Below are 24521 nucleotides of genomic sequence, written 5' to 3'. Positions count from 1 at the left end.
GAAAGAGACAAGGAAGACAAGGGAGAGGGGGGAGACAAGGAATAAACTTGTTCAATAATTCCCCCTTGTCCCACATTCTTCACTCCCCACTCCCCCTGCTAGGCTAGAAATAGCCGATACAGAAGAAAGGGAATCGAGAACATGCCGCACACAATTGTTACTGAAGTCTGTGAAGGCGTCGCTGACTGCGTAGATGCCTGTCCCGTAGCTTGTATTCATGATGGCCCAGGCAAAAATGCCAAGGGAACCGATTGGTACTGGATTGACTTTGCCACTTGCATCGACTGTGGTATATGTCTCCAAGTTTGCCCAGTAGAAGGGGCAATTCTTGCAGAAGAACGACCGGAGTTGCAAAAAACTCCGTAATAGTCCATAGTCAACAGTCAATAGTTATTTTTGACTTGACTGTTGACCAATGACAAATGACAAATGACACATGACAAATGACTATTTACTAGATGTCCAAAATGTCCACGCTGGATATATCAAAGATGTAGATATCCTGCAAGGTGTGAATTTCCGGGTTGCACCAGGGGAATTGGTAACTGTGATTGGCCCCAACGGTGCTGGTAAATCTACTTTAGCAAAAGCAATTTTTGGGCTTTTGATCCCCCACACAGGCACAATTACCTTCAAAGGTGAAAATATCGTGGGGCTAAAGTCCAATGAAATTGTCCAACGAGGAATGTGCTACGTACCGCAAATCGCCAATGTTTTCCCCTCTCTCAGTGTTGAAGAGAACTTGGAGATGGGTGCTTTTGTGCTTAACGTTCCGTTGAAACCAATTAAAGATAAAATATTTACCATGTTCCCAAGACTAAGCGATCGCCGTCGTCAACGCGCTGGTACTCTCTCTGGAGGAGAACGCCAGATGTTAGCGATGGGTAAAGCTTTGATGTTGGAACCTAGTTTGCTGATTTTGGATGAACCATCTGCTGCTTTATCCCCGATCTTAGTGACACAAGTGTTTGAGCAGATTAAACAAATTAATCAGGCGGGTACTGCGATCGTATTAGTGGAACAAAATGCCCGTAAGGCTTTAGAAATGGCTAATCGCGGCTATGTTCTGGAGTCGGGACGCGATGCGATCTCTGGCCCTGGTGAAGAATTGTTGAATGACCCGAAAGTGGGTGAGCTATATCTTGGAGCAGGTAAAAGACATTAACCCTTTTTAATCACTCTTGCCCCATTCAACATAACACCAGCTTAATATGGGGGCTTCACTAGGCGATAGCGATGCCTACGGTGGGCTGCGCCTACGCTATCTATAACTAATACAAAAGCCATAATACTACCTGCCACTGCCGCGACCGTCGTTTTCGATGCTCAAAGAATTCTCCCCAATAATCCTTGCGTTTCTAATCACATCTACAGTGAGTAGAAAGGTAAAACAGGACATTCATTCAGGAAAAAGTAACTAAAACGCAAATTAACCGGATTTGCCAGAACCCTGAATGAATAGGAATACATACTAAACTTCCTATATATAAAGCAGTGCATCACTTTTTGATGCACTGCTAAGTAACAACAACTCCTGCAAAGTCGCTCCAGAGGAAACCTGGAGCGTTTTTGCATGGTATAAAAACGCCTATGTTTGTCCCAATCAAAATTGATTGAGTGCTTTTGGCAATTTGGCATCCAAAATTTTTCTGTTCCAGTTTTAATTGAGATATCAGCAGGGTTACTGGGACATTGAGAAAATTCTACAAGGGATCGACTCCCGTCTCAAAAATCCCACCCAATGGCCAGTTGTTGATGCCCGCTCTGTGGACTACCCTAAAAGGGTAGATGCAGTCAACAAGCAGAGCGAGCGTCACCGCTTCACTACAACTGGCTAGAAATCAAACAGAAAACACATAGTTAGCCAAAGCGATCGCCACCATTTACTTAGTCTGTAGCTGGCTTAGTTTATTATTTGCCGAAAGTAGTAATTCTTGAGCTTTCAGATAGGCTGTTGTGCCATTTTGCACTTTTTCTAATTGATTAATAATACTTTGCAATTGGCTCAACACCCGATTGCTTTTCATATCATGAGGATCAGCAGGAATTGAAGCCAACAAACTTTCGATTTTTCGTTGCGCCGTCTGCAAAGCCTCCACAGCATCTGCCTCAGCTTGCCGTCTTACCTTAATTTGACCTAAATTAGCCTCATAAATTGCTAATAACTTCTGTGCTTCGGTATAACCAGCCAAGTCTTTTGAAGGAATATCTTTGAGCCGCTCAATTGCCTCTATCCACAAATTTTCTATCTGTCGCCATTCAGTTACGGTGTGCGGCGGATTTTGACCAGCTTTGGCAGCTTGCCAGGAAAATTGCCGCGCTGCGGTGATTAAGGCACTGATGCGATCGTTCCCAGCAGCCAATCCAACAACTTCCTGAAACTCACGCTTATAATTATCTAGTTGATTTTGTACAGTTTTTCCTGCCAGGGTTTGACCAGGAATCTGCTCGAATTGATTAAGCGCCGTTTGCCAAGCTGCTGTTGCAGTCTGTTTATCAGTTACTGTTGTAGCTCGTTCATATTGCTGTTTTGCATTTAAGAAGGTCTGCATATTATCGGTAAGCAAAGACTGAGCATTCTTTTCCTGAAAAACCTGAGCTTCTAGCTGCCCAACTTTACTCCGAAATGCATTAAAACCGTAGATGCTAAAGCGCGAGTCATACCACCAATATCTGTATTGTGACCAATCGTTAACAAAGGAAGTTGGTAATTGATCTAGATGTTGTTGTGTTTCTTGTAGCTTCTGTTCTCCCAAAGCCAAATCAGCGGGACTAGTAGCTTTTTCAATCAACTGTTCAGCTTGCTCGACTGATACCAACGCCTGCCGATAGTGATTATCCATGCTGATGTAGCTGGGTAGCAACAAAAAAGGTGCATGGAGCATTACCGGACGGCGAATCACCGGATAAGGCTGGTTCGCAACCCAAATTACACCAACGGGAATGCCTATAAGTATTACTATCCAAATAAGTCTACTACCTATACCCCACTTGGCTTTGCTATGTAGTTGCTTAGGGGATGTTTTGAGAACTTGCCTTTGTAACTCGATTTCATGCTCTAATTCAGCCAGGTTTTTGGGGGTTGATGGTGTTGCAGATTTCTTCTGCACCACATATTGAAGGCTTGGAACAGACGGATCTATGCCAGAGCTATTTGGGGTATTTTTACGTAACAAATTCCAGTTCATTTTGTTTAAAAAAGTCATGTCTATAGCCAGTACTGAGTTAAGTATTCCCAAAAAACACAGTAAATACAAACAATAGATTTTTTTAGCTTTTGACACGAATTATACTCTTTCGTAATCAGAAGATTATGTATTGAAAAAACCGTCCTGGTTATGGCTAACCCTGGCTTTAAATTTTACAAATGATATCGAATTTACTTGATACACAGAATAGAGAATATTTACAGATATAAATTATAAATTACGATGAAATGTGAAGATTAAATGACTCTTAAACCGTGTAATAAAATACTCTTGTATCTTGCTTAAATCTGGTATCTTCCTAAGAACAGCTTTGTTGTTAGGTAAATTGATGAGTCGAATTAATGGATTTGTAGGGCGACGTGATTTCTTCAAATTTGCCAGTGTGGTAGGTATTGCGGCTACTGCTTTTGGTGATAGCTTTTGGAATCCAGAGCAAACTGCTGTTGCTGATATTCACCCAGTTAACCCTAATCCAATCAGTCCAAATGAAGCCGTCAGATGCTTGCTGGATGGTAATCAAAGATTTATTCATCAAAAACGCAAATATCCCGATCAATCATTAGAACGTCTACGATTAGTTGCTAAAGCTCAGTATCCTTTTGCCGCCATATTGGGCTGTGCAGATTCTAGAGTACCTGCGGAAATCGTCTTCGATCAAGGACTTGGAGATTTATTTGTAGTGCGAGTTGCTGGTAATGTCGTCAGTGACACGGTTATAGGTAGCCTCGAATATTCTACAGCAGTGTTGGGTTCGCAGTTGATTATGGTTTTGGGTCATAGAAGATGCGGTGCAGTCGCAGAAGCAATCAAAAATGAACCACTTCCTGGCAGAATTGGTTTGATTATTGAGGGCATCAAACCATCTGTAGAAAAGGTAAAATTAAGAACGGGTGATAATATGCAGAATGCAGTTATTGCCAATATTCAATATCAAGCTGAAAAATTGCAGGAAAGCTCAACAATTTTAGCTAAATTGCTCCGTGAAGGTAAACTAAAAATTGTTGGTGCTTGTTACGATATTGATACTGGTAAAGTCAACATTATTACTTAAAAATCTCACACCTTTTAGGCGTAGGATTATTGTTTTAATGATGTTGCAAAAAATATTAGTTATAAAATATTTTTTATTGATAATCTTGAAAATTAATCAAATTCATTGCTAAAATTCAAAAAATCTTCCTTCTACTATTTAACAAAATATCTGTTAAATATACATTGTTAGGGGTGGCGATGTCTGGCTTGGTCTACGCTAACGCAAACTTACAAAAATTTCGAAAAACTTGAAAGCAAGGCACAGTCCAAGCTTCTAACAAATAAACCCAGCAGGGGCCATATAACAAGGCCTCCTGCCAGGAAGGTATAGTATATTTTGGCCATGTTTGATTAGGTTAGCGCTTATTTATAAAAAATAATTGCGTATCCCTAGATACAATAACTAAATGCTTTGGAAAACACAGTTAAGAAAAGTTACTAAACAGGTTAATTTCCAATTAAAACTAACAATTTTCCGAATGGAGAGATAAGGGATAAGTAGGGCAGCAGGGACAAGAGAGAATTATTGAACAAGTTTTTTCTTTGTCTTCCTTGTCTCTTTGCAATGCCCAGTGCCCTGTTTGGCCAATACCCAATGCCCCATAATATAAGAAAGCGCTTCACACTTCTTAAATAATCAGCTTTATTAGAACAATGGCGAGAGACTTGCGGGGATTCATTAAAATTTTGGAAGACAAGGGACAATTACGGCGAATTTCAGCTTTAGTTGACCCAAATTTAGAAATTGCTGAGATTTCCAACCGGATGCTGCAAAAAGGTGGTCCAGGGTTGTTGTTTGAAAACGTCAAAGGCGCTTCCTTCCCGGTAGCGGTGAATTTGATGGGCACTGTGGAAAGGATTTGCTGGGCGATGAATATGCAGCATCCAGAGGAGTTGGAAACTCTGGGGAAAAAATTGAGTATGCTGCAACAGCCAAAACCGCCGAAGAAGATTTCCCAGGCGATAGATTTTGGGAAAGTGCTGTTTGATGTGGTGAAGGCGAAACCAGGACGGGATTTTTTCCCTGCTTGTCAGCAAGTTGTGCTGCAAGGCAATGATTTAGATTTAAATAAGTTGCCCTTGATACGTCCTTATAGTGGTGATGCTGGCAAGATTATCACGCTGGGACTGGTAATTACCAAAGATTGTGAGACGGGTACACCAAATGTAGGTGTGTATCGTTTGCAACTGCAATCTAAGAATACGATGACGGTTCACTGGTTATCGGTACGAGGTGGTGCGAGACATTTACGAAAAGCGGCCGAATGTGGGAAAAAATTAGAAGTTGCGATCGCACTTGGTGTAGATCCTCTAATTATCATGGCAGCTGCCACACCTATACCTGTAGATTTATCAGAATGGCTGTTTGCTGGACTGTACGGCGGTTCTGGTGTGCAGTTGGCAAAGTGTAAAACTGTAGATTTGGAAGTTCCCGCAGATTCAGAATTTGTCTTGGAAGGAACGATTACACCAGGAGAAGTTTTACCAGATGGGCCTTTTGGCGACCATATGGGTTATTACGGCGGTGTGGAAGATTCGCCGTTGGTACGCTTCGAGTGTATGACGCACCGGAAAAATCCGATTTACTTAACAACATTTAGCGGTCGTCCACCTAAAGAAGAAGCGATGATGGCGATCGCACTAAATCGTATTTATACGCCCATACTGCGACAACAAGTATCAGAAATTGTCGATTTCTTTCTACCAATGGAAGCTTTAAGTTACAAAGCGGCGATTATTTCCATTGATAAAGCATATCCAGGACAAGCGCGACGGGCGGCTTTAGCGTTTTGGAGTGCTTTACCACAATTTACATACACCAAATTTGTAATTGTTGTGGATAAAGACATAAATATTCGCGATCCGCGTCAAGTGGTCTGGGCGATTAGTTCCAAAGTAGACCCAGTGCGAGATGTCTTTATTCTGCCGAATACACCTTTTGATACGTTGGATTTTGCCAGTGAGAAAATTGGCTTAGGTGGACGCATGGGAATTGATGCGACTACAAAAATTCCGCCGGAAACAGACCATGAATGGGGTTCGCCTTTGGAGTCTGACCCAGATGTGGCGGCGATGGTAGAAAGACGATGGGCGGAGTATGGTTTAGCAGAGTTGCAGTTAGGAGAAGTAGACCCAAATTTGTTTGGCTATGATATGAGATAATACCATTTCACGAAATACTTGATAAAGATACATAGGTAGGGGCGTACAGCTAGCTGTACGCCCCTACATCTGATGCCATAAAATTGAAGAAATCATAACAAAAAAAGTGAAAAGTCCTCCATCAAAGTTAGTCATAGGATTAGCATTCAGTTGTATTAGTGCGATTTTCAATACTGGTATAGTTGACCAAATAGCTTTAGCCAAATCAACTAACCCAGAAAATTGCGATATTCTTGCCTACGTCATTGATACAGATCCGCAAGGTTTAAATGTGCGGAGTAATGCTAGTACCAAAAGCACAATTTTGGGGCAAATACCCATCAACGAAACAGTTCAGGTTGTTGCTGCTGCTGGAAATTGGGTGCAGATTACTAATGCTAGTGATGGTTTTGAAGGAACTGGATGGGTATTCGTGCCAAAGTTAGGCTTAACAACGCAGGGTTACGGTACTAATGGCGTGGATTTATATGCTAGTACCAGTGAACAAAGCCAAAAAGTGGGAAGAATTCCTGCTAATACGGCTGTCATATTGTTAGGCTGTCAGGGAGATTGGGCACAGGTGGAATATCAAGGTGTTAAGGGTTGGTTGGCAAGGGAAGACCAATGTGGTGCAGCCCTTACTAGTTGTTCTTAGAACTCCACCCCCAACAGGTAAGCCAGGAGGGGGCTATGAGAATTACTTCTAAAATTTTGGTTTTGGGATATTTGTTATGGCTTATCCATTTCCAGGAATGAACCCATATTTAGAAGATACTGAATTATGACCAAAAGTACATGGGAGACTAATAGTAGCGATCGCATAAGATAATTCTCTAAAGTGCATAGAGACTGACTCGGCTTGTCACCAGACATCGCTTACCTTTTTAGTACCCTAAGCATTTGCGCCCAGAATAGAAGAGTCATAATGCTCTAGCAAATCTTCTGGATCATTGTAAATTGCGATCGCTCCCGACAGTTGTTCATCGCTAAAACCACCGCAGCGCAAAGCAATTACAGCTACCCCTGCTTTGCCGGCAGACTCAATATCATAAGGCGAATCTCCTAGCATCACGACTTTTTCAGGAGTCATTTGCCCTTTGTTCAAGGCAGCTTCTACAATGTCAGGAGCAGGTTTAGATGCTTCGGCATCATCGGATGTAGTTACTTCCGATAGCAAATCATCTACTTGGGCAATTTTGAGCATGATCTCAAGTTCTTCAGAACTGGCTGAACTAGCGACAACCAGATGCAATCCCGATTTTTGCATCTTTAATATTAAGTTTCTGCTCCCATTGGCAGCAGTGATTTTCGGTATATATTTGTCAAATAATAGTTCTTTGCGTAGTTTAGCGATCGCTTTGCCAGTTCCTTTTTCACTATTTAATTCTGGCACTACTTTGGGAATCAGTTGATCTCCACCCATGCCTATGAGTGGGCTGACTTTTTCAAATGGCACTTCCAAGCCATAAGCTGCAAATGCCTCTACCCAGGAATTTGCATGAACATCATTACTTGTAACCAGTGTTCCATCAATAATTTAAAATCACCCCTTCTAATGCCATGAAAAACCTCAACTGACGTTTTGTTTTATTGCTGATGATGGCATGAGAAATAATTTACTTCATCGTCCTAACAGAAGAGAAGGGGGTTAGAGAAGAGATTGGTTCCAATACGGTTTGGTTAAGGTTTTTTGATGAAAATTATAGATCACAAGGACGAGATAAATCGCCCTCAAGAGGAAAGACTGATTATTGTAGAGACGGCGATTTATCGCGTCTCGAAAACCCAAAATCGTTGCCAGTAAGCCTTAACCCAACCGTATTGAGATTGGCTTTCACTTAATATCATCGCAGAGACGCTTGTCACTCTCACCCAAATTCGGGTTACTCTGCAAATAATCATGCAGCCAATTGCAACCCCGTACCAACAACCGATCTAAATTATCTACAGGCCACAACCGCGCTGTCCCGTCTTGTGATGCCGTGGCGATGGTTTTGCCATTCGGGCTGAAACTCACACTTAAGACACTGCCTTGATGCCCTTTGAATTCTTGTAGCAGTTGCCCATTGAGCATCCACAACCGCGCTGTCCCGTCTTGTGATGCCGTAGCGATGGTTTTGCCATCCGGGCTGAAACTCACACCCCAGACCCAGCCTTGATGCCCTTTGAATTCTTGCAGCAGTTGCCCTTGCAGGTTCCACAACCGCGCTGTCTTGTCAGATGATGCCGTAGCGATGGTTTTGCCGTCCGGGCTGAAACTCACACTTAAGACACTGCCTTGTTGATGCCCTTTGAATTCTTGCAGCAGTTGCCCTTGCAGGTTCCACAACCGTGCTGTCCCGTCTTGTGATGCCGTGGCGATGGTTTTGCCGTCCGGGCTGAAACTCACACTATAGACTGTGCCTTGATGCCCTTTGAATTCTTGCAGCAGTTGCCCGTTGAACATCCACAACCGCGCTGTGTTGTCAACTGATGCCGTGGCGATAGTTTTGCCGTCCGGACTAAAACTCACACCCCAGACAATGCCTTGATGACCTTTTAATTCTTGGAACAGTTGCCCGTTGATCGTCCACAACCGCGCTTTGTTGTCAGATGAGGCCGTGGCGATGGTTTTGCCGTCTGGGTTGAAACTCACACCCCAGACAATGCCTTGATGCCCTTTGAATTCTTCCAGCAGTTGCCCTTGCAGGTTCCACAACCGCGCTGTGCTGTCAGATGATGCCGTGGCGATGGTTTTGCCGTCCGGGCTGAAACTCACACCCCAGACAATGCCTTGATGCCCTTTTAATTCTTCCAGCAGTTGCCCGTTGAACGTCCACAACCGCGCTGTCTTGTCTTGTGATGCCGTGGCAATAGTTTTGCCGTCCGGGCTGAAACTTACACCCCAGACAATGTCTCGATGCCCTTTGAATTCTTGCAGCAGTTGCCCTTGCAGGTTCCACAACCGCGCTGTGTTGTCAGATGAGGCCGTGGCGATGGTTTTGCCGTCTGGGCTAAAACTCACACCGCAGACCCAGCCTTGATGCCCTTTGAATTCTTGCAGCAGTTGCCCTTGCAGGTTCCACAACCGCGCTGTGTTGTCATATGATGCCGTAGCGATGGTTTTGCCGTCCGGGCTGAAACTCACATTTAAGACACTGCCTTGATGCCCTTTGAATTCTTGCAGCAGTTGCCCTTGCAGGTTCCACAACCGCGCTGTGTTGTCATCTGATGCTGTGGCGATAGTTTGACCCTCAGGGCTAAAACTCACACTTAAGACACTGCCTTGATGCCCTTTGAATTCTTGGAGCAGTTTCCCGTTGAGCGTCCACAATCGCGCTGTGCTGTCATCTGATGCCGTGGTAATGGTTTGACCGTCGGGACTGAAACTCACACTTAAGACACTGCGTTTATGCCCTTTGAATTCTTGGCGCAGTTTCCCGTTGAGCGTCCACAACCGCGCTGTGTTGTCAGATGATGCCGTGGCAATGGTTTTGCCGTCTGGGCTGAAACTCACACCCCTGACAATGTCTTGATGCCCTTTTAATTCTTGCAGCAGTTGTCCATTGAGCGTCCACAACCGCGCTGTCCCGTCTTGTGATGCCGTGGCGATGGTTTTGCCGTCCGGGCTGAAACTCACACCCCTGACAATGTCTTGATGCCCTTGGAACTGATTACGTTCTTTAATTTTATTGAGAATAGTATCCAAAGCATAAATCGGGCTAATAGCTGGATATTTTTCTAAAGGGCGACCATCTTTTACCAAAGTTTTTAACTCTTTACCACTCTGCATTGCTACCAATAGCGATTCTAACTCGGCATATTCAAACTGTCTTAAAGCATTAACTCCAGCCCGTTCTAATTCTGTTCCCTTTTGTGCTTCTTTTTGTGCTGCTTCTGTTGCTTTCTGTGCTTGTGCAAGTTTTGCTTGCGCTTGGTCAAGAGTGGTTTGGGCTTTTTGAGCTTGAGATTCTGCTTGCTGTTGTTTTGTTGTTGCTTGTTGTAATTTTACCTCAGCAGTTTCTAATTGTTCGGTAGCTATTTTTATTCGCTCCTGTGCCTTGGCGTTTCTCTGTTGTAGCTTTTGTAGTCCACCTGCTTGTTTATTTATTTTATCTAAATCTGATTTAGCAGTACGCAGGTTTTCCTTTGCCTTTATAGTTTCTGCTTTTGCTGCTTGAAGTCTTTGCTCTGCATCTTTCTTTTTAGATTCTGATTCTTGCGCTTTCTTATGTATTTCTACCTGTTGTTTTTGCGTAGCTTGCAAACTTTGAGTTACTAACTTGTATTTAGCTTCAGCCGTTTTAACTTTATTTTCTGCCTCTTGCTTTTTATCATCAGCATCCTTAGCAAATTGAATTTGATTCAATGCATATAAAGATGATATACCTGCAAATAATAATAAACATACCGCCAAACCAGAACTCGCCCTCAACTGCATCCTTCCTTGGCGAATTTGTCGCTTGGCTTCTTGTTGAGCATCAACTAATATTTGCCTCGCATCTTGTTCACGCTTTAGTTTATCTTCTGCTTGCAAGCGCTGTTCTCGCTCTCTTGCTAGTTCTGCTAATATTTCATTGCCCTGTTGTTGGCGAATAAACGATACAAGATAATCATGCACCAGTTGATAACGGTCAGCAGGCGATTCTGGTAACAGCAATACTAACCTTGATGCCACAAAAATCTCTAATACCAAATCTAATTTATCGGCTTCTACTGCCAAATCTGCGACTAACTCAGCACGAGTCTTCAAGGGACGAGTACCATTTTCATCTGTGAGTAAATATAAAACCAGTCGAGCAACCTGTTCATTCTCCGCACCACAATCTTGGATGACTTCTTCCAAAAATCGCTCAACCAGTTTTTCTTTAGTGCCAAACTGACGATACTTATCTAAAGTTGTAATTTTCTCAGTTTGTAATTGCGTCCCCACAATTTGTAACTCAATCGGGCGTACCTCCCCCAACTCCCCTGCTAAATCTTGCACTAATTGATCAATGAGTGCAGGCTCAAGATAAAATTGAGAACGTTCTGTTAAACTCTGCACCACAGCCTTAGCATCCGCTGGCGAAAAGTTACCCAAGTAATAACGAATATTTTTATCGAGAATATTATTATTAATTGCAGTCAAATTAAACAGACGGTCTAATTCTAATAAATAATGTAAATAATCTTCCCGCAAAGACAAAATTACCTTGACAAAAGGAATATCTAGACAAACTCGCAAAAAATCATAAAATGCTCGTCGTTGACCTTGATCTGGATAAACAAAGAAAAACTCTTCAAACTGGTCAAACATTAAAACCGTCAACAAATTCCGGTCAGTATTTTTCCGTAATTGTTCCAAAATAGCTGCTGATGAATCAAGATTAGCAAATAATTGATTACCTCTGACTTCCTCAAAAGCTTTAGCCAAACTCTGCCCCAACATTCCTACCCAATCTGTATAAACTCGCAACAAAATAGGTAAAGAATCTCGCTCACCAATTGCTTGTTGTTGCAACGCTGGTATTAATCCACCTTGCAAAATTGAACTTTTACCCACTCCTGACTGACCATGAATTACAGTCAATTTATGCTCAGTCCCGCCAATTCTTTCTCGCAACCGCTTAACATCTTGTCCCCGACCAGAAGCGGCAATTTCTTGAGCAATTGTTTCAGGATTTTCTACCTGCAACTGTGCAGAATTAATTGCCTGTCGCTGAGGATTTAGATAAGATGCACCAACAAAAGCGCGGAAACCATACTGTTGTTCAATTTGTAATTGTTCTTGCTTAATATTAAAAGCTTTAAGATATTCACCTTGTTCAAAATAAAGTGAGCGTAAACTTTCTAATATGGATATATATAATTTGGGGTTATATTGATGATTACTTTCAGCTTTAGCAGCTTTTAAACTATTAATTGCTGCTTCAACTTGACCTAAACCCTGCTGAGATTTAGCTAAAATAAACCGATGCCAACTAAATTCATTTGATTGTAAATTAGGTATCTCAGCTAATATTTGTAATGCTTGCCCTGCGAGTTGATGAGCTTCATTCCAGCGTGACTGTTTTAAAGCTACTTCTGCTAAAAAACCATAATCTTTAGCCAACTGCAACGACGTGCCATAATTTTGATGTAGCGGCAGAGATTTGTCCACAAGGCTTTGCAACTCTGTCCATGCTTGTAAACGTTGTAGCACTTCACCCAGTTTAGTAATATGTTTTGCAACTAAATCTGAACGTTGTGCTTGTTCAAAAATTTCAATAGCTTGCTGAAAGCAAATTCTAGACTCTTGCCAATAGCGTTGATTTTCTGTCTGATTTTTTTCCGATTGGCGGTTATAAGCTGAAGCAATATTAACGAGTAATATACCTTTTCGTTCTAAATAATTACTTTGTTGCCAAAACCCCAAGCTTTTTTGATAATGTTCTAAAGCAGAATCTATCTCGTCATGTAGATAATTATTTAAACCAAGCACAAATTCTAAACTTGCTTGAAGTGCTGCTTCTAATACTTCTCCTCGATTTTGCAAATCTTGACGGGCAGTTTTTAGTTCCCGGCACATTTGGGGATTAGGCGTTATATCACCTCCAAAGATTTCATCAGTTTTTTGCTGAAGGAAGTTGACTAACTCATCGGTAGGGTTTTCAAATTCAGTGATAGTTGCCCAATTTTCTAAATCAGTTGCTAATCGAATAAATTTTTGCAGAACTGAATCATTAACCCACAACAATATCGGAAACGGGAAGTTCTTTCTAAACTCCTCTCGTACTTGGTTAGCTGAAGTCAGAACTGTATCAATATCTTTAACCGACTCCAAACCAAAAATCATCAATGTAAGTGGCTGTTCATCCCCCAGTTGTCCACGAATATTTGTGTAAAGCGTTTTGACTGATGCAGGTAAAGTAATTTCGTGAATATGTACAGGAGATAATTGATGCAGCCGTTCTACCATACGCTGACGTAAAGCAACATAATTACAGCGCAGTAAAATCAGCGAAAATGTTCCCTGAGAAAGGGTAATTGTTCGCACCAGAGTTTGCAATGAACGCTCATTGTCAAAGGCTAAATTTTCTGGCTCTTGCTGATTACTCATAACATAGATAATTTACCTTATATTAGCTGTTTGTATAATTACATCATCCAAGTACGGGGCAGTGGGCAGAAGGATGATTTTTGCTAGTTGTAAGCTGTAGTTGTGAAAATTACAGCTGAGACCGCTCCCGTGAAGACTAAGACCGCCCCCGTGAAGACTCAGACCGCTCCCATGAAGACAGAGACCGCTCCCATGAAGACAGAGACCGCTCCCATGAAGACAGAGACCGCTCCCGTGAAGACAGAGACCGCTCCCGTGAAGACAGAGACCGCTCCCGTGAAGACAGAGACCACTCCCGTGAAGACTGAGACCGCTCCTGTGAAGACTGAGACCACTCCCATGAAGACAGAGACCGCTCCCGTGAAGACTGAGATGCTTAACGTTAGGGAACTCCAAAAAATAAATTATTCCGTTTGAGGTCGTTGACTGTTGACTGTTGACTGTTGACTGTTGACTGTGAACCGTCAACGGTCAACAGTAGCAATGGAATATTTTTTTAGTTGGAAGTCCCTTATAGCATTTCACAAAATACCCGATTCATAACCTAAATTCCTTAGCTTCAGCCAAAATCGGATTGATATCAAACCAAGAACCATCCTCATTCCGGTATTCAAATACAAACATACTGCGGAGCAAAAGTTCATATCTTTCATGACCTCTCAAGCTTTTCTCTTGCGTCACCTCACGCAATAATTCCCATTCATCGGGTGTAATTGCCAAAGTTAGCTCATTGCGGCGTTGTTTAATGACCCTATTTACGCACTCTTGCGACAAAGGTGGGTCTTCTTGCTGAAGACAGCGAAATAACAGCATCAACAAGTTACGCAAATGACCACCGCTAACTTGGCAAAGTCGCTCTAAAGTATCAGGACTATCAAAAACCTCGGTAATTAAATTCTGACTTTGTTCCCAACTGACACCAGGAAAAGCCCTCGCCATAACCATCTGTTGCAGCAGCATGATTCCTTGTGAGAATTGCGAACCATCTTGTAATTGCACAGGAACCATCGGCAAAACCTTGGGGTCTACGCCAAAGCGATTTGTTAACCTTCCTAAAGCGTTGGAAAAAATCAACACTAACGGAATGGTATAAACAACATGACAATTTAATTGGTTTAACTGTTCACCCCGTTCCACAAAGAGATATTCTGGCTGGTAATGACCGGAAGGTTTCTGAGAATTATCCACTCTATCGAGATTATCTATAATTACCACCAGTCCTTTTTTACCCTGCTGCTTGAGTTTTTCGATCGCAGGCCTGAGCAATTCTTTGTTAATTGATTCTAAAATGCCATTGGTGCGCGGTTCTAAATATTGTCGTAACTGACCGCGAAGTTTGGGGCTATCTTTAGTTTTGGCAGTAATCTTGGCAATACCTACAGATAATTCAGCCTCAACCCCAATATCTAGCGGCGTTTGCAAAAACTCTGAAATTTCAGTAAATAGATTTTTAAAGTATCCTGGTTTGAGGTTAATTTTAATTGCTTCCAGGCTTTGACTCACTTCACGAGCTACTGCTAATAAAATATCTGTAACATCAATATCAGCCATATCGAGGCTTTGGCTAGACTCGAAATAAACCACATGAAATCCTTGCTGCTCTAACTCTGCCTTTAGCCGCAGTAACTCAGTGGATTTGCCACAGCCGATATGTCCGGTAAATAATTGACAAGTAGGTTCTTCAGGTGAAAGGCGGGTGATAGTTCGTCCTAATTCTTCAATAATCTTGGCACCACGCACTTTAGAGAAATCAATATAATATTGTCTATCTTCCGGTTTACTCACAACCAGAGTCTTACTGGGGTTGCAAGCCTGAAAAAATCTAACTAAATCTAGTTTCATCACAAATCACCCGAAATCAGCCTGACGCTCTTGCCCATTTCAGTGATTATACAGACGAGAAAGCGGCTATTTCGGAAAAAACTTGTTCAAATTGACTGATTAAGAACTTCCAAGTAAAAAATACCTAACTTTTTTTGGGGCGGACAAGATGTCCATCCCACAGCAAAGAAATGTCTACAATTTCAACTTTTCACCGCGAATCGAATAATCCAACAACTCCATCGGGTGAATAACTGAAATCTTCTTACCTTGCAACTGCAAATGCTTCGTAATTTGCAAAGTACACCCCGGATTAGCAGAAGCAATTAACTCAGCACCAGTATTCAACAAATTCTGCACTTTTTGCCGACCCAATTCCTCAGAAACTTCCGGTTGCAGCATATTATAAACCCCAGCGCTGCCACAACATAAAGCCGCGTCTATTGGTTCTCTCAACTTCACTCCTGGAATTTGTCGCAACACCTGACGCGGTTGCACGCTAATCTTTTGTCCATGCAATAAATGACAAGCATCTTGATAAACTAAATTCAAGGGTTTATCAGTCAGTGGCGAAAGTTTTGCTGTTAACCCAACAGTTGCCAAAAACTCTTGAGCATCTTTAACCTTAGTCGCAAAATTATTCGCTTTTTCCCGATATTCTGGGTCATCTTCTAAAATATGACCGTATTCCTTCAAAGTATGACCACAACCAGCAGCATTGATAATCACAAAATCTACATTAGTGTTAGCAAAACTATCAATCATCTGCCTTGCTAAAGCTTTCGCCTGTTCTGTTTGTCCTTGGTGTTCGGGAAGCGCTGCACAACAACCTTGAGATTTTGGAATCACAACTTCACAACCATTCGCTGTTAGAACCCTCACTGTTGCTTCATTCACAGGGGAGAAAAATAGCCGTTGCACGCATCCCAAAATTACCCCAACTCGGTAGCGCTTCTCACCTTGGGCGCGAATCACAGTAGGCAAATTATCTTGAAAGGATTTGAGTGTAATTTCTGGCAGAATAGATTCCATTGCTGCCAAACGGGGCGATATTTTATTGAGTAAACCCGTAGCGCGAAAAAATTTAGCAAACCCCAACTTTTGATAAACCAATAACGGAACTAGTAAAATCCGTAAAAGGTTGGGATAGGGAAACAGAGAAAATATCAGTTGACGAAAAAATTGATCTGGCAAACTGCGGGGATAATTTCGTTCAACTTGGTGACGAGTTGCAGAAATCAACTTATCATACTGCACACCAGACGGACAAGTACTTACACAAGCAAGACAGCCCAAACAAGAATCAAAATGTTCTACAGTTGCAGTATTTAGAGCAATTTCACCCTCATTAATTGCATCCATTAAATAGATGCGTCCTCTAGGTGAATCCATCTCCTTACCTAGCACCCGATAACTGGGACAAGTCGAAAGACAAAATCCACAATGTACACAACTATCAATCAACTTTGGGTCAGGCGGATGATTCTCATCAAACCCCTTCAAATTCTTTAAACTAGCCGTATTATTAACAGAATTTTCTGAAACTTGCATAATTTTTCCCCTCTCTATCTCAGCGTCCTCAGTGTCTCTGCGGTAGCCTGCGGCAAGCCTCTGCGAACCTACGTTAAAACTAAATACCACCCACAAACCTACCAGGACTTAAAATTCTCTTACTATCAAACTGTTCCTTAATACGGCGCATCAATGGCAAAGCATTCCCCGTGTAGCCCCAAACATCTATTTGTTCTTTAACCGCCACTGGTGCTTCCAGAATTGTTAAAAAACCTCTATTAGCTTGAGTGCGATTGCCTCCAGCGGAACATAACTCATCGCGTATTTTCAATACTTGATTTTTATCCTCTAATTGTAACAAGCCTAAACCACTACCAATATGAATTAAACCCAACTCCACCTGAGTCAAAATCTCCATAGCAGCAGTAGGTAACACTCCTATTTTGCAGGTAATTACAGATTCTGTAGCAGTAGTATGTATTCGTTCTTGCAATCTCTGCCATAGATTGGCTTCATCATCATCTGCAAAAAATGCCCCATTTAAACCTAACTTTTGCCCTACTTCCAAAACTCGGTTTGACTGTTCCTTAACACTCTCACTAATACTTTGAAAACGGGCAATTAACCCCATTCCTTGACCCAAACCTAAACTAGACACCAATTTAGTTGATAGCAAATCAGCTTGGACTGGTGTTAACGCCGAACCTCGAAGAATATCAGCCGCTTGAGATACAGCCTCAGCTTTACCAGTTAGTACCACCGTCCCCGATGCCTCTGGTAGCGGATAAACCCTAAAAGTTAGTTGACTAATAAAGCCTAATGTGCCGTAAGACCCAGTAAACAACTTCATCAAGTCATATCCAGCGACATTTTTGACTACTCTTCCGCCAGCTTTGGCGATTTGTCCATCAGCACGCACAAAGGTAATACCTAGTAACTGGTCGCGCACACTACCATAACGTTGCCGCAGAGAACCTGTATCACCTGTGGCGACAATACCGCCAATGGTTGCCGAATCTGTCGCTGTGGGATCAAGGGCGAGAAATTGCCGCGACTTTGCCAAAAGTGCTTGCAGATCAGAGAATTTCATCCCAGCTTCTACCGTGACAGTCAAATCACCAACAGCGTGTTCAATCAGTTGGTTAATGCGTTTTGTACTAACTACAACATCAATGCTCTCAGCTAAACCGCCCCAGCCGATTTTACTGCCACTACCACAGGGGAGGATGCGCCAGTTGTTTGTATGAGCGGTGGCGATGACTGCGGCTAGCTGTTCTTGGTTGCGAGGATAGACAATACAACTGGGTGAATTTCCAGAAGCTATAGCCTGTTGGATACGTTTTTGCTGACCAAGTTCGATATTTTCCCAAAGGCAAATAGCATTTTCTTCGCCGACGATAGATGCAAGATCAGAAGCGCAGACGCCTTGCGGCTTGTCGTTAGACATCGCTTTCATTAAGTTTATTTTTTTACGCCCTACATCTAATTTACTGGCTAACCTGACCAAAAAAGCGATTAATACACGGTGGCTTTAATATGGGGAGCGATACCTACGGCGGGCTGCGCCAACGCCAGCTTGTAATCAGCTGCCACAATCTCGCCAAATGGACTCAAGACATGTTGTTTCTCCACTGTCGGCAGATTCTCTAAGGGCAAATGGGGAAATAGAAGTTCTACGACTCGATAAGCTTCTTCTAGGTGGGGATAGACAGAGAGGATAAAGGACTCAATGCCTAAATCTGCATATTCCAATATCCTGTCCGCTACGGTTTGAGGATCACCTAGTTTGAGGATCACCTACTAAGGCTGTTCCCTTCCCGCACCACCCCGTACCAAACCGACTCCCGCCCACAGGTTCTGGCTTATCTCTAATGCCTCACGATTACCGTGGTTTAATTGAGTCATCCGGCATTGTCCAACTGAATCCATCCGAGCATAAGCTTTTTGGGCTTTAGCGATCGCTTCGTCATCTACATACTTAATCAATTGATTCGCCGCATCCCAAGCTTCACTCTAGGTTTCGCGCACAATCACATGTAGGCGAATGCCAAATCGCAAAGTCCGGCCTTCTGTTTCTGCAAGTCTCCAAACTGATGCAATCTTCTCGCCTATTTGCACCGGTTGTTCCCCCAAGTTAGATAGACATCTACAGCAATTTTTTGAGCGATGGGAGAGGAACTGCCAAACCACAAGGGCGGATATGTCTTCTGAACGGGTGGAAACAGCAGCTTACCATCCTGAATGTTGAGATAGTACCTTGGAGATTGGCTTGTTGACCACTAGCGTAGGCGTAGCCCGCCGTAGGCATCGCTCGCCTGTTCATCTTCCCTACGGGACGCTGTCCCGTAGGGAAGGGAGCCGAAGTGCTGCTTCCTTCTATCTCTAGGAGGAATACAGCAATGGCAGCTTTGTGTATATTAGTTTACTTATCCATAACCTTCTGTTAAATTAATCTTAATAATACGTCAAACCTATTGATTTGCTGTACTTAGGTTTAGGTTTTTGGCTACGAAGGTGGGTAACTATCCAGCCCACTGGCAATAAGTGCAAAATTCCGTTCGTCTTTAGGAGAAATAAGGCAATGGGGCCGATGTTTATTACTGCCAACGATTGGCCACATATAGCATTGAGATTATCTTTGGCACTCCTGGTTGGTTGCTTGATTGGATTTAACCGTCAGCAAGGGGGTAGACCAGCAGGGATGAGAACATTCATGCTTGTAAGTATGGGAGCAGCACTATTCGTGATGATTCCTTTACAGGCTGAGGGAGAGAGTGTTTATGATGCCACCAATGCACTGAGTCGTACAATTCAAGGTGTAGCTACCGGGATAGGATTTCTCGGAGCCGGATTGATTTTACAAGAGTCTCCTAGAAAATCTGCTGCGCCAAAAGTAAAAAATTTAACTACAGCTGCCTGTGTCTGGACAGCGGCCGGGTTGGGGGCTGCGATCGGTTGTGGTCTATGGCAAATGGGATTATTGGGAGGGCTACTGACCCTGATTACCTTAAGTGGTGTAAAGCGTCTCAATCGCGCATTTGTATTTTTGACGAATCGGGGTAAACAGGGGACTACTCAGAATCTGACAACCACTGATGAAGATGATGATTAAGCATCACTACACTAGATCCATGAGTTAGCCAACACTTCTGATCAGAACCTGATCATTCTGTAATCTATGCAGAATATCTAGATGTACCGTCCAACATTAGGTCAAGTTGATCTGAACATTGGATAATATTTTGTTGTTTATTAGCTAATTTTAATGAGTTTATCAGGGCTAATGCAGAGCGTAGACGCAAAGCGGCTTGTCGTCAGACATCGCTGATTATAGTTATTGATGTAGGGAATCCCGTACTGGAGTTGATTGGCCAGTAAACCAGAAAATAGAAAATAATAGATATATGGACAAACGGTATTTTTTACAGGCTAGTGCAGTAATAGTCGGCACAGCATTGTTATCAAGGTATATCAAATGGGGGCCAGAAGCGATGACAACTTCTAAGAGTGGATTTGAAATTACTAAACCTGAGGAAGAATGGCGCACGATTTTAACGCCAGAACAGTTTCGTGTATTGCGTAAACACGGAACTGAACGCCCTCACACCAGCCCATTGGATAAGGAATACAACAATGGTACTTATTATTGCGCTGCGTGTGAACAGCCACTGTTTACATCTGATACCAAATTTAACAGTGGTACTGGCTGGCCTAGCTTTTTTAACCCGATTGAAGGTGCGATCGCTATGACTGTAGATCGGTCGTTATTTATGACCAGAACTGAAGTGCATTGTAGTCGTTGTGGTGGTCATCTGGGTCACGTTTTTGATGACGGCCCTGCACCTACTGGCAAGCGCTATTGCATGAATGGGGTTTCGTTAAAGTTTACTCCTGCCTAATTTAGTTGCAATCGTACGTACTAACCTAAATTATCAAATTTTGAGGCTTGACCAAGGGTGAATAAATTTTTGACAATAATTTCTCCTATTCAATGCTACTGGACAAAGTATTGTCAATTTAAAGAAATGCAACTCTTGGTCTTCGCTAGAGCTATTTACCTAAATCGTCCTATTTGTTTGGGTCTTTTTTCTCCTTTTTGTCTTTGGGATCTTTTTTAGGTTTTTTAGCTTCTTTATTACTTTTTCTTTCCTTTGACATCAGCGTTCTCCAACTAGGTTAATCAGTGAAAGCTTCCATATTCTGCCATCAGGAAATCAAAAGATGACTTACCTGATATTTTTTAAGGCAAAAAAAGAAAGCATCAAACATAGATGCTACCAACTACCATGATACGGTGTTGTTTGATTCAATGTAGCTTGAATCTATATTGCTGGAGCCTGCCCAAATTCCATAAAAATTTAGATTACAGGGTAAAGAGGATAATTTTCTTTACTGTCACCTGTAACTTACCCCCTTCTTAACTCCTAACTCCCTTTTTTTATTGCTCCAACAATTTCATCCGCTGCCACCAACGATTTAGGGGATAATAGACTACAGGTGCCCACAGACTACTAAGAATGGCAGAAGCTAGGGCGACACGCTGGTAATATGTCCAAATATCTGTGACCTTGCGATCGCCTATCAAAGTTAATTGCAACCCAAAGATAGTTTCTGCCAAAACTGCCATACCAAAAACAATTACAGCAATCGAAATAAAATCTTCTTCGATAAAACGCTGCTTTTGGAGCAGACCAGTTAAAATTCCCACTATACCTAAACTGAGAGCATGAGTAGGATTAGGTGATGTCATTGAATCTTGAAGTAGCCCCAGAACTATACCTGCCAATGCTCCGGCAAACACCGTGCGCTTCACACTCCAAACTACCACCCAAATTAACAGCCAGTTAGGGCCAATTCCCAATAATTCCATACCTGGCAAACGGGTTGGCAATAATAGTAAACATAACAGTACAGAACTAGCCGTTACTATCCAACCCAACAATTGACGGACACCGGGATGCCAACGAGAAAGCGGCTGGATTTGGAATTTCGATTTTCGCTCTGACGATTTTGGCTTTTTCTGCCTGCTACTACCAAATGCAGGAATCTTCATTTTTCTATGGATTTTCTCAAAGAATTTACTTAGACTTTTGCGGCACTTGATTTGCCGACTTTTGAGTTTCCAACTCTTGGTTGTCTAGCTTTGGATAAACAGCTACCCAATCGAGAGACCGGATTGGCGGAAAAAGCTCAATTTTCGCCACTGATGCGGGAAGTTTCTTTAAATCCAGTGACTTGATTCGTCCTACTGCCAAGCCAGATGGAAATTTCTGACTATAAGTAGATGTGGAAACTAAATCTCCTACTTTGACATTTGGGACTTTTTCATAAAACTCCAGCACAGCTTCCGCAGAAGAATCTCCTCGCAAAACACCTTTAGCTGCTGTGCGGCTAACTGATACACCCACTTGACTCTTGAGGTCACTGATTAACAACACGCGGCTAGTATTGGGAGTTACACTTTCCACCAGACCCACCAATCCGCCATCTGCCTTGACTATAAAGCCTTCCTGAATACCTGCATTTGCACCGCGATTCAGAGTAACTTGTTGCCACCACTGGTCAGCACTACGTCCTACCACCCGTGCTGGAATTGGCCGTGATGCCAGTGGTTCTTTTTCCACATAGCCTAATAAATCTTGTAGCTTTGTCTTTTGACTTTCCAAATCTACTATACGGGTTTGCAATTCCAATATTCGGGCATCTCTGAGACGTTCTTCTGGTGTTGGCCCTGACTGCAACATCTCTAAAGGACGGGTAATTGCATGGTATGTTTCAAGCACTAGTTCACCTTGAGTCTGTCGCAATATCCAAGCACTACCAACGACTAGAGCTAACAACCCGATTTGCAACCCTTTCCGATCCCACCAACGCCGTATTGTTACCATATATACCTTTGCATACTTATATAAATTAAGTTCTACTTGGATTCTATTTATATAAAACCCAAATAGAACTCAAATAGAACTCAAGTCTGATATTTTTTTTGTTACATATTACGAGAGCTTTCCGTGACAACTCGTTCCAACTGTTTAAAGTTTTCTAACACACGACCTGTTCCCAGCACAACACAGCAGAGAGGATCAGCGGCAATGTGGGTGACAATCCCTGTTTCATGGCTAATTAAGGTATCTATGCCTTTGAGCAAAGCACCACCACCAGCTAACATAATACCTCTGTCAATGATGTCTGCTGCCAATTCTGGAGGTGTACGTTCCAGTGTCCGCTTCACAGCTTCTATAATTACTGATAGTGGTTCCAACATGCTTTCACGGATTTCCGGCCCTTTGATGGTTACAGTTCGCGGTAGACCAGAAAGCAGGTGTAAGCCTCGGACTTCCATCATGGCATCATTATCATCATTGGTAGGATAAGCAGAACCCATCCGAATCTTGATATCCTCGGCAGTTCGTTCACCAATGACTAAGTTATGAACTTTTTTAATATACTGAATGATCGATTCAGTTAGTTCATCTCCAGCAATGCGTACTGATTCGCTGATTACCGTACCCTGAAGACTCAGCACTGCAACTTCTGTTGTGCCACCACCAATATCGATGATCATGTTGCCAGTTGCTTCGGCAACAGGTAGTCCTGCACCGATGGCCGCAGCTACAGGTTCATCAATTAAGTAAACTTTTCTTGCTCCTGCTTGGTGAGCTGCATCCATTACAGCTCGCCTTTCTACTCCTGTGACACCACTGGGAATACCAATAACAATCCGGGGTAAAATTAAGGATTTACCTTCATTTACACGCTGAATAAAGCTTTTCAGCATCAGCTCGGCTATATCGAAATCAGCGATTACACCATCGCGCAAGGGGCGGAGGGCAATCACGTTTCCAGGTGTGCGACCGAGCATTTTTTTGGCTTCTTCTCCTACTGCTAGTGCTACCTTTTCGTTGACATCAATAGCAACTACAGAAGGCTCTTGCAGTACAATACCTTTACCAGATACATAAACCAGGGTGTTAGCAGTACCGAGGTCGATACCCATATCCCATGATGTGCGAAAGTTCCTAAAAATACCCACGCGTCTCTAAGCCCCCTATGTGCGATACTTCTTGACTACAACGGTAAGAGTTGATTCGATTAAGTTTGTATCCTGAGTTGAGTAAACTAGACTATATTTTTATATGATTCCCAGGAATATTTACTATGTCTCAGGCCTCTATTTTTTGATATTCTCTGGTTAGCTTAGTATATCCGTATACTTTTATGTGTTTCTCCAAGTAGTATGTATAAATTTTCAAGTCCACTATATTGTTAACTGTTTAACACATTATTTTCAAGTGTTTCACAATTCGCTATGATGAAAGTCTAAATTACTAAGTACGCATGTACTAAGGGGTAACGCATATGAGTATCAATATTGTCACCCTTGTTGGTCGTGTAGGCAGCGACCCTGATATAAAATATTTTGAATCTGGTAGCGTTAAGTGTAGATTGACACTAGCGGTGAAAAGACGATCGCGCAACAGCGATGAACCTGACTGGTTCACTCTGGAATTATGGGATAAGACGGCTGAGGTAGCAGGTAATTATGTGCGTAAGGGAAGCCTAATTGGCATAAAAGGTTCCTTGAAGTTTGACACATGGAGCGATCGCCAAACAGGAGCAAACCGTTCTACACCTATTATTAGAGTAGACCAACTAGATTTATTAGGCTCTAAGCGCGATGGAGAAGGCGGTACTGGAGATATGTCTTCAGAACATTTTTAATTGGTCATTGGTCATTAGTTCTT

Annotated in this window: 18 protein-coding genes and 1 pseudogene; 9 read left to right on the top strand and 10 right to left on the bottom strand. The window is 42.5% G+C overall.

From position 1 onward, the window contains the following. Positions 1-141: 141 nt before the first annotated feature. Together ACEYW6_RS00355 and ACEYW6_RS00350 are read left to right on the top strand one after the other, a co-directional pair. Positions 142-366 carry an indolepyruvate ferredoxin oxidoreductase subunit alpha gene (locus ACEYW6_RS00355; protein WP_012407913.1) on the top strand — a complete coding sequence of 75 codons (225 nt, stop codon included), beginning with the start codon at positions 142-144 and terminating at the stop codon, positions 364-366. Positions 367-436: 70 nt separating this feature from the next. Beyond that, positions 437-1165, top strand: coding sequence for an ABC transporter ATP-binding protein (locus ACEYW6_RS00350; RefSeq protein WP_196509484.1), 729 nt, complete (start codon positions 437-439; stop codon positions 1163-1165). Positions 1166-1883: 718 nt separating this feature from the next. Here the strand turns inward: ACEYW6_RS00350 and ACEYW6_RS00345 are convergent. Beyond that, the gene (locus tag ACEYW6_RS00345; protein ID WP_412978197.1) at positions 1884-3206 is read right to left on the bottom strand and encodes a hypothetical protein; all 1323 of its coding nucleotides are present in this window, start codon (positions 3204-3206) and stop codon (positions 1884-1886) included. A 331-nt stretch (positions 3207-3537) separates the two neighbouring features. On the opposite strand from ACEYW6_RS00345, the gene ACEYW6_RS00340 reads away from it, so the two are divergent. The 3 genes from ACEYW6_RS00340 (at position 3538) to ACEYW6_RS00330 (ending at position 7038) form a co-directional block, all read left to right on the top strand. Next, on the top strand, positions 3538-4260 hold the full coding sequence (locus ACEYW6_RS00340) for a carbonic anhydrase (RefSeq protein ID WP_412978196.1): 723 nt from the start codon (positions 3538-3540) through the stop codon (positions 4258-4260). A gap of 635 nt (positions 4261-4895) precedes the next feature. Further along, on the top strand, positions 4896-6404 hold the full coding sequence (locus ACEYW6_RS00335) for a UbiD family decarboxylase (protein ID WP_412978195.1): 1509 nt from the start codon (positions 4896-4898) through the stop codon (positions 6402-6404). Positions 6405-6510: 106 nt separating this feature from the next. Then, on the top strand, positions 6511-7038 hold the full coding sequence (locus tag ACEYW6_RS00330; protein ID WP_412978194.1) for an SH3 domain-containing protein: 528 nt from the start codon (positions 6511-6513) through the stop codon (positions 7036-7038). A 237-nt stretch (positions 7039-7275) separates the two neighbouring features. Here the strand turns inward: ACEYW6_RS00330 and ACEYW6_RS00325 are convergent, their stop codons facing one another. Then, complete coding sequence (locus tag ACEYW6_RS00325) at positions 7276-7905, bottom strand: HAD family hydrolase (RefSeq protein ID WP_412978431.1); 630 nt, start codon at positions 7903-7905, stop codon at positions 7276-7278. 312 nt (positions 7906-8217) lie between these two features. Then, a complete protein-coding gene (locus tag ACEYW6_RS00320; protein ID WP_412978193.1) occupies positions 8218-13443 on the bottom strand; it encodes an eIF2A-related protein in 5226 nt (1741 codons plus the stop codon). Between the two features lie 102 nt (positions 13444-13545). On the opposite strand from ACEYW6_RS00320, the gene ACEYW6_RS00315 reads away from it, so the two are divergent. Next, complete coding sequence (locus ACEYW6_RS00315; RefSeq protein ID WP_412978192.1) at positions 13546-13860, top strand: hypothetical protein; 315 nt, start codon at positions 13546-13548, stop codon at positions 13858-13860. A gap of 120 nt (positions 13861-13980) precedes the next feature. On the opposite strand, the gene ACEYW6_RS00310 is transcribed toward ACEYW6_RS00315, so the two are convergent. From ACEYW6_RS00310 to ACEYW6_RS00295, 4 genes and pseudogenes are all read right to left on the bottom strand, one after another. Next, positions 13981-15285: a P-loop NTPase fold protein gene (locus ACEYW6_RS00310; RefSeq protein WP_412978191.1), complete on the bottom strand. Its 1305-nt coding sequence runs from the start codon at positions 15283-15285 to the stop codon at positions 13981-13983. Between the two features lie 174 nt (positions 15286-15459). Continuing rightward, a complete protein-coding gene (locus tag ACEYW6_RS00305) occupies positions 15460-16815 on the bottom strand; it encodes a (Fe-S)-binding protein (RefSeq protein ID WP_412978190.1) in 1356 nt (451 codons plus the stop codon). A gap of 79 nt (positions 16816-16894) precedes the next feature. Further along, entirely contained in the window at positions 16895-18232 is a 1338-nt protein-coding gene (locus ACEYW6_RS00300) for an FAD-binding oxidoreductase (RefSeq protein ID WP_412978189.1), read from the bottom strand. A gap of 59 nt (positions 18233-18291) precedes the next feature. Then, a pseudogene (locus tag ACEYW6_RS00295) lies at positions 18292-19025 on the bottom strand (LLM class flavin-dependent oxidoreductase); the annotation flags it as partial. A gap of 332 nt (positions 19026-19357) precedes the next feature. Between ACEYW6_RS00295 and ACEYW6_RS00290 the strand changes: the two are divergent. After that, positions 19358-19888, top strand: a complete 531-nt coding sequence (locus ACEYW6_RS00290) for an MgtC/SapB family protein (protein WP_190896671.1) — start codon at positions 19358-19360, stop codon at positions 19886-19888. 292 nt (positions 19889-20180) lie between these two features. Further along, on the top strand, positions 20181-20675 hold the full coding sequence (gene msrB / locus ACEYW6_RS00285; protein ID WP_190896668.1) for a peptide-methionine (R)-S-oxide reductase MsrB: 495 nt from the start codon (positions 20181-20183) through the stop codon (positions 20673-20675). A gap of 539 nt (positions 20676-21214) precedes the next feature. On the opposite strand, the gene mreD is transcribed toward msrB, so the two are convergent. The 3 genes from mreD to ACEYW6_RS00270 form a co-directional block, all read right to left on the bottom strand. Then, positions 21215-21829 carry a rod shape-determining protein MreD gene (mreD, locus tag ACEYW6_RS00280; RefSeq protein WP_412978188.1) on the bottom strand — a complete coding sequence of 205 codons (615 nt, stop codon included), beginning with the start codon at positions 21827-21829 and terminating at the stop codon, positions 21215-21217. Between the two features lie 25 nt (positions 21830-21854). Then, positions 21855-22664, bottom strand: coding sequence for a rod shape-determining protein MreC (mreC, locus tag ACEYW6_RS00275; protein ID WP_412978187.1), 810 nt, complete (start codon positions 22662-22664; stop codon positions 21855-21857). A 101-nt stretch (positions 22665-22765) separates the two neighbouring features. Next, positions 22766-23773 carry a rod shape-determining protein gene (locus ACEYW6_RS00270; protein ID WP_190896662.1) on the bottom strand — a complete coding sequence of 336 codons (1008 nt, stop codon included), beginning with the start codon at positions 23771-23773 and terminating at the stop codon, positions 22766-22768. Positions 23774-24135: 362 nt separating this feature from the next. Here ACEYW6_RS00270 and ACEYW6_RS00265 point away from each other — a divergent pair, with 362 nt between their 5' ends. Next, a complete protein-coding gene (locus ACEYW6_RS00265; protein ID WP_100900435.1) occupies positions 24136-24498 on the top strand; it encodes a single-stranded DNA-binding protein in 363 nt (120 codons plus the stop codon). The last annotated feature ends 23 nt before the right edge of the window (positions 24499-24521 follow it).

The sequence above is a fragment of the Nostoc sp. UIC 10607 genome, from assembly GCF_047228265.1.
GTDB lineage: Bacteria > Cyanobacteriota > Cyanobacteriia > Cyanobacteriales > Nostocaceae > Nostoc > Nostoc foliaceum_A.
This window is presented reverse-complemented; position numbering and strand designations above follow the sequence as displayed.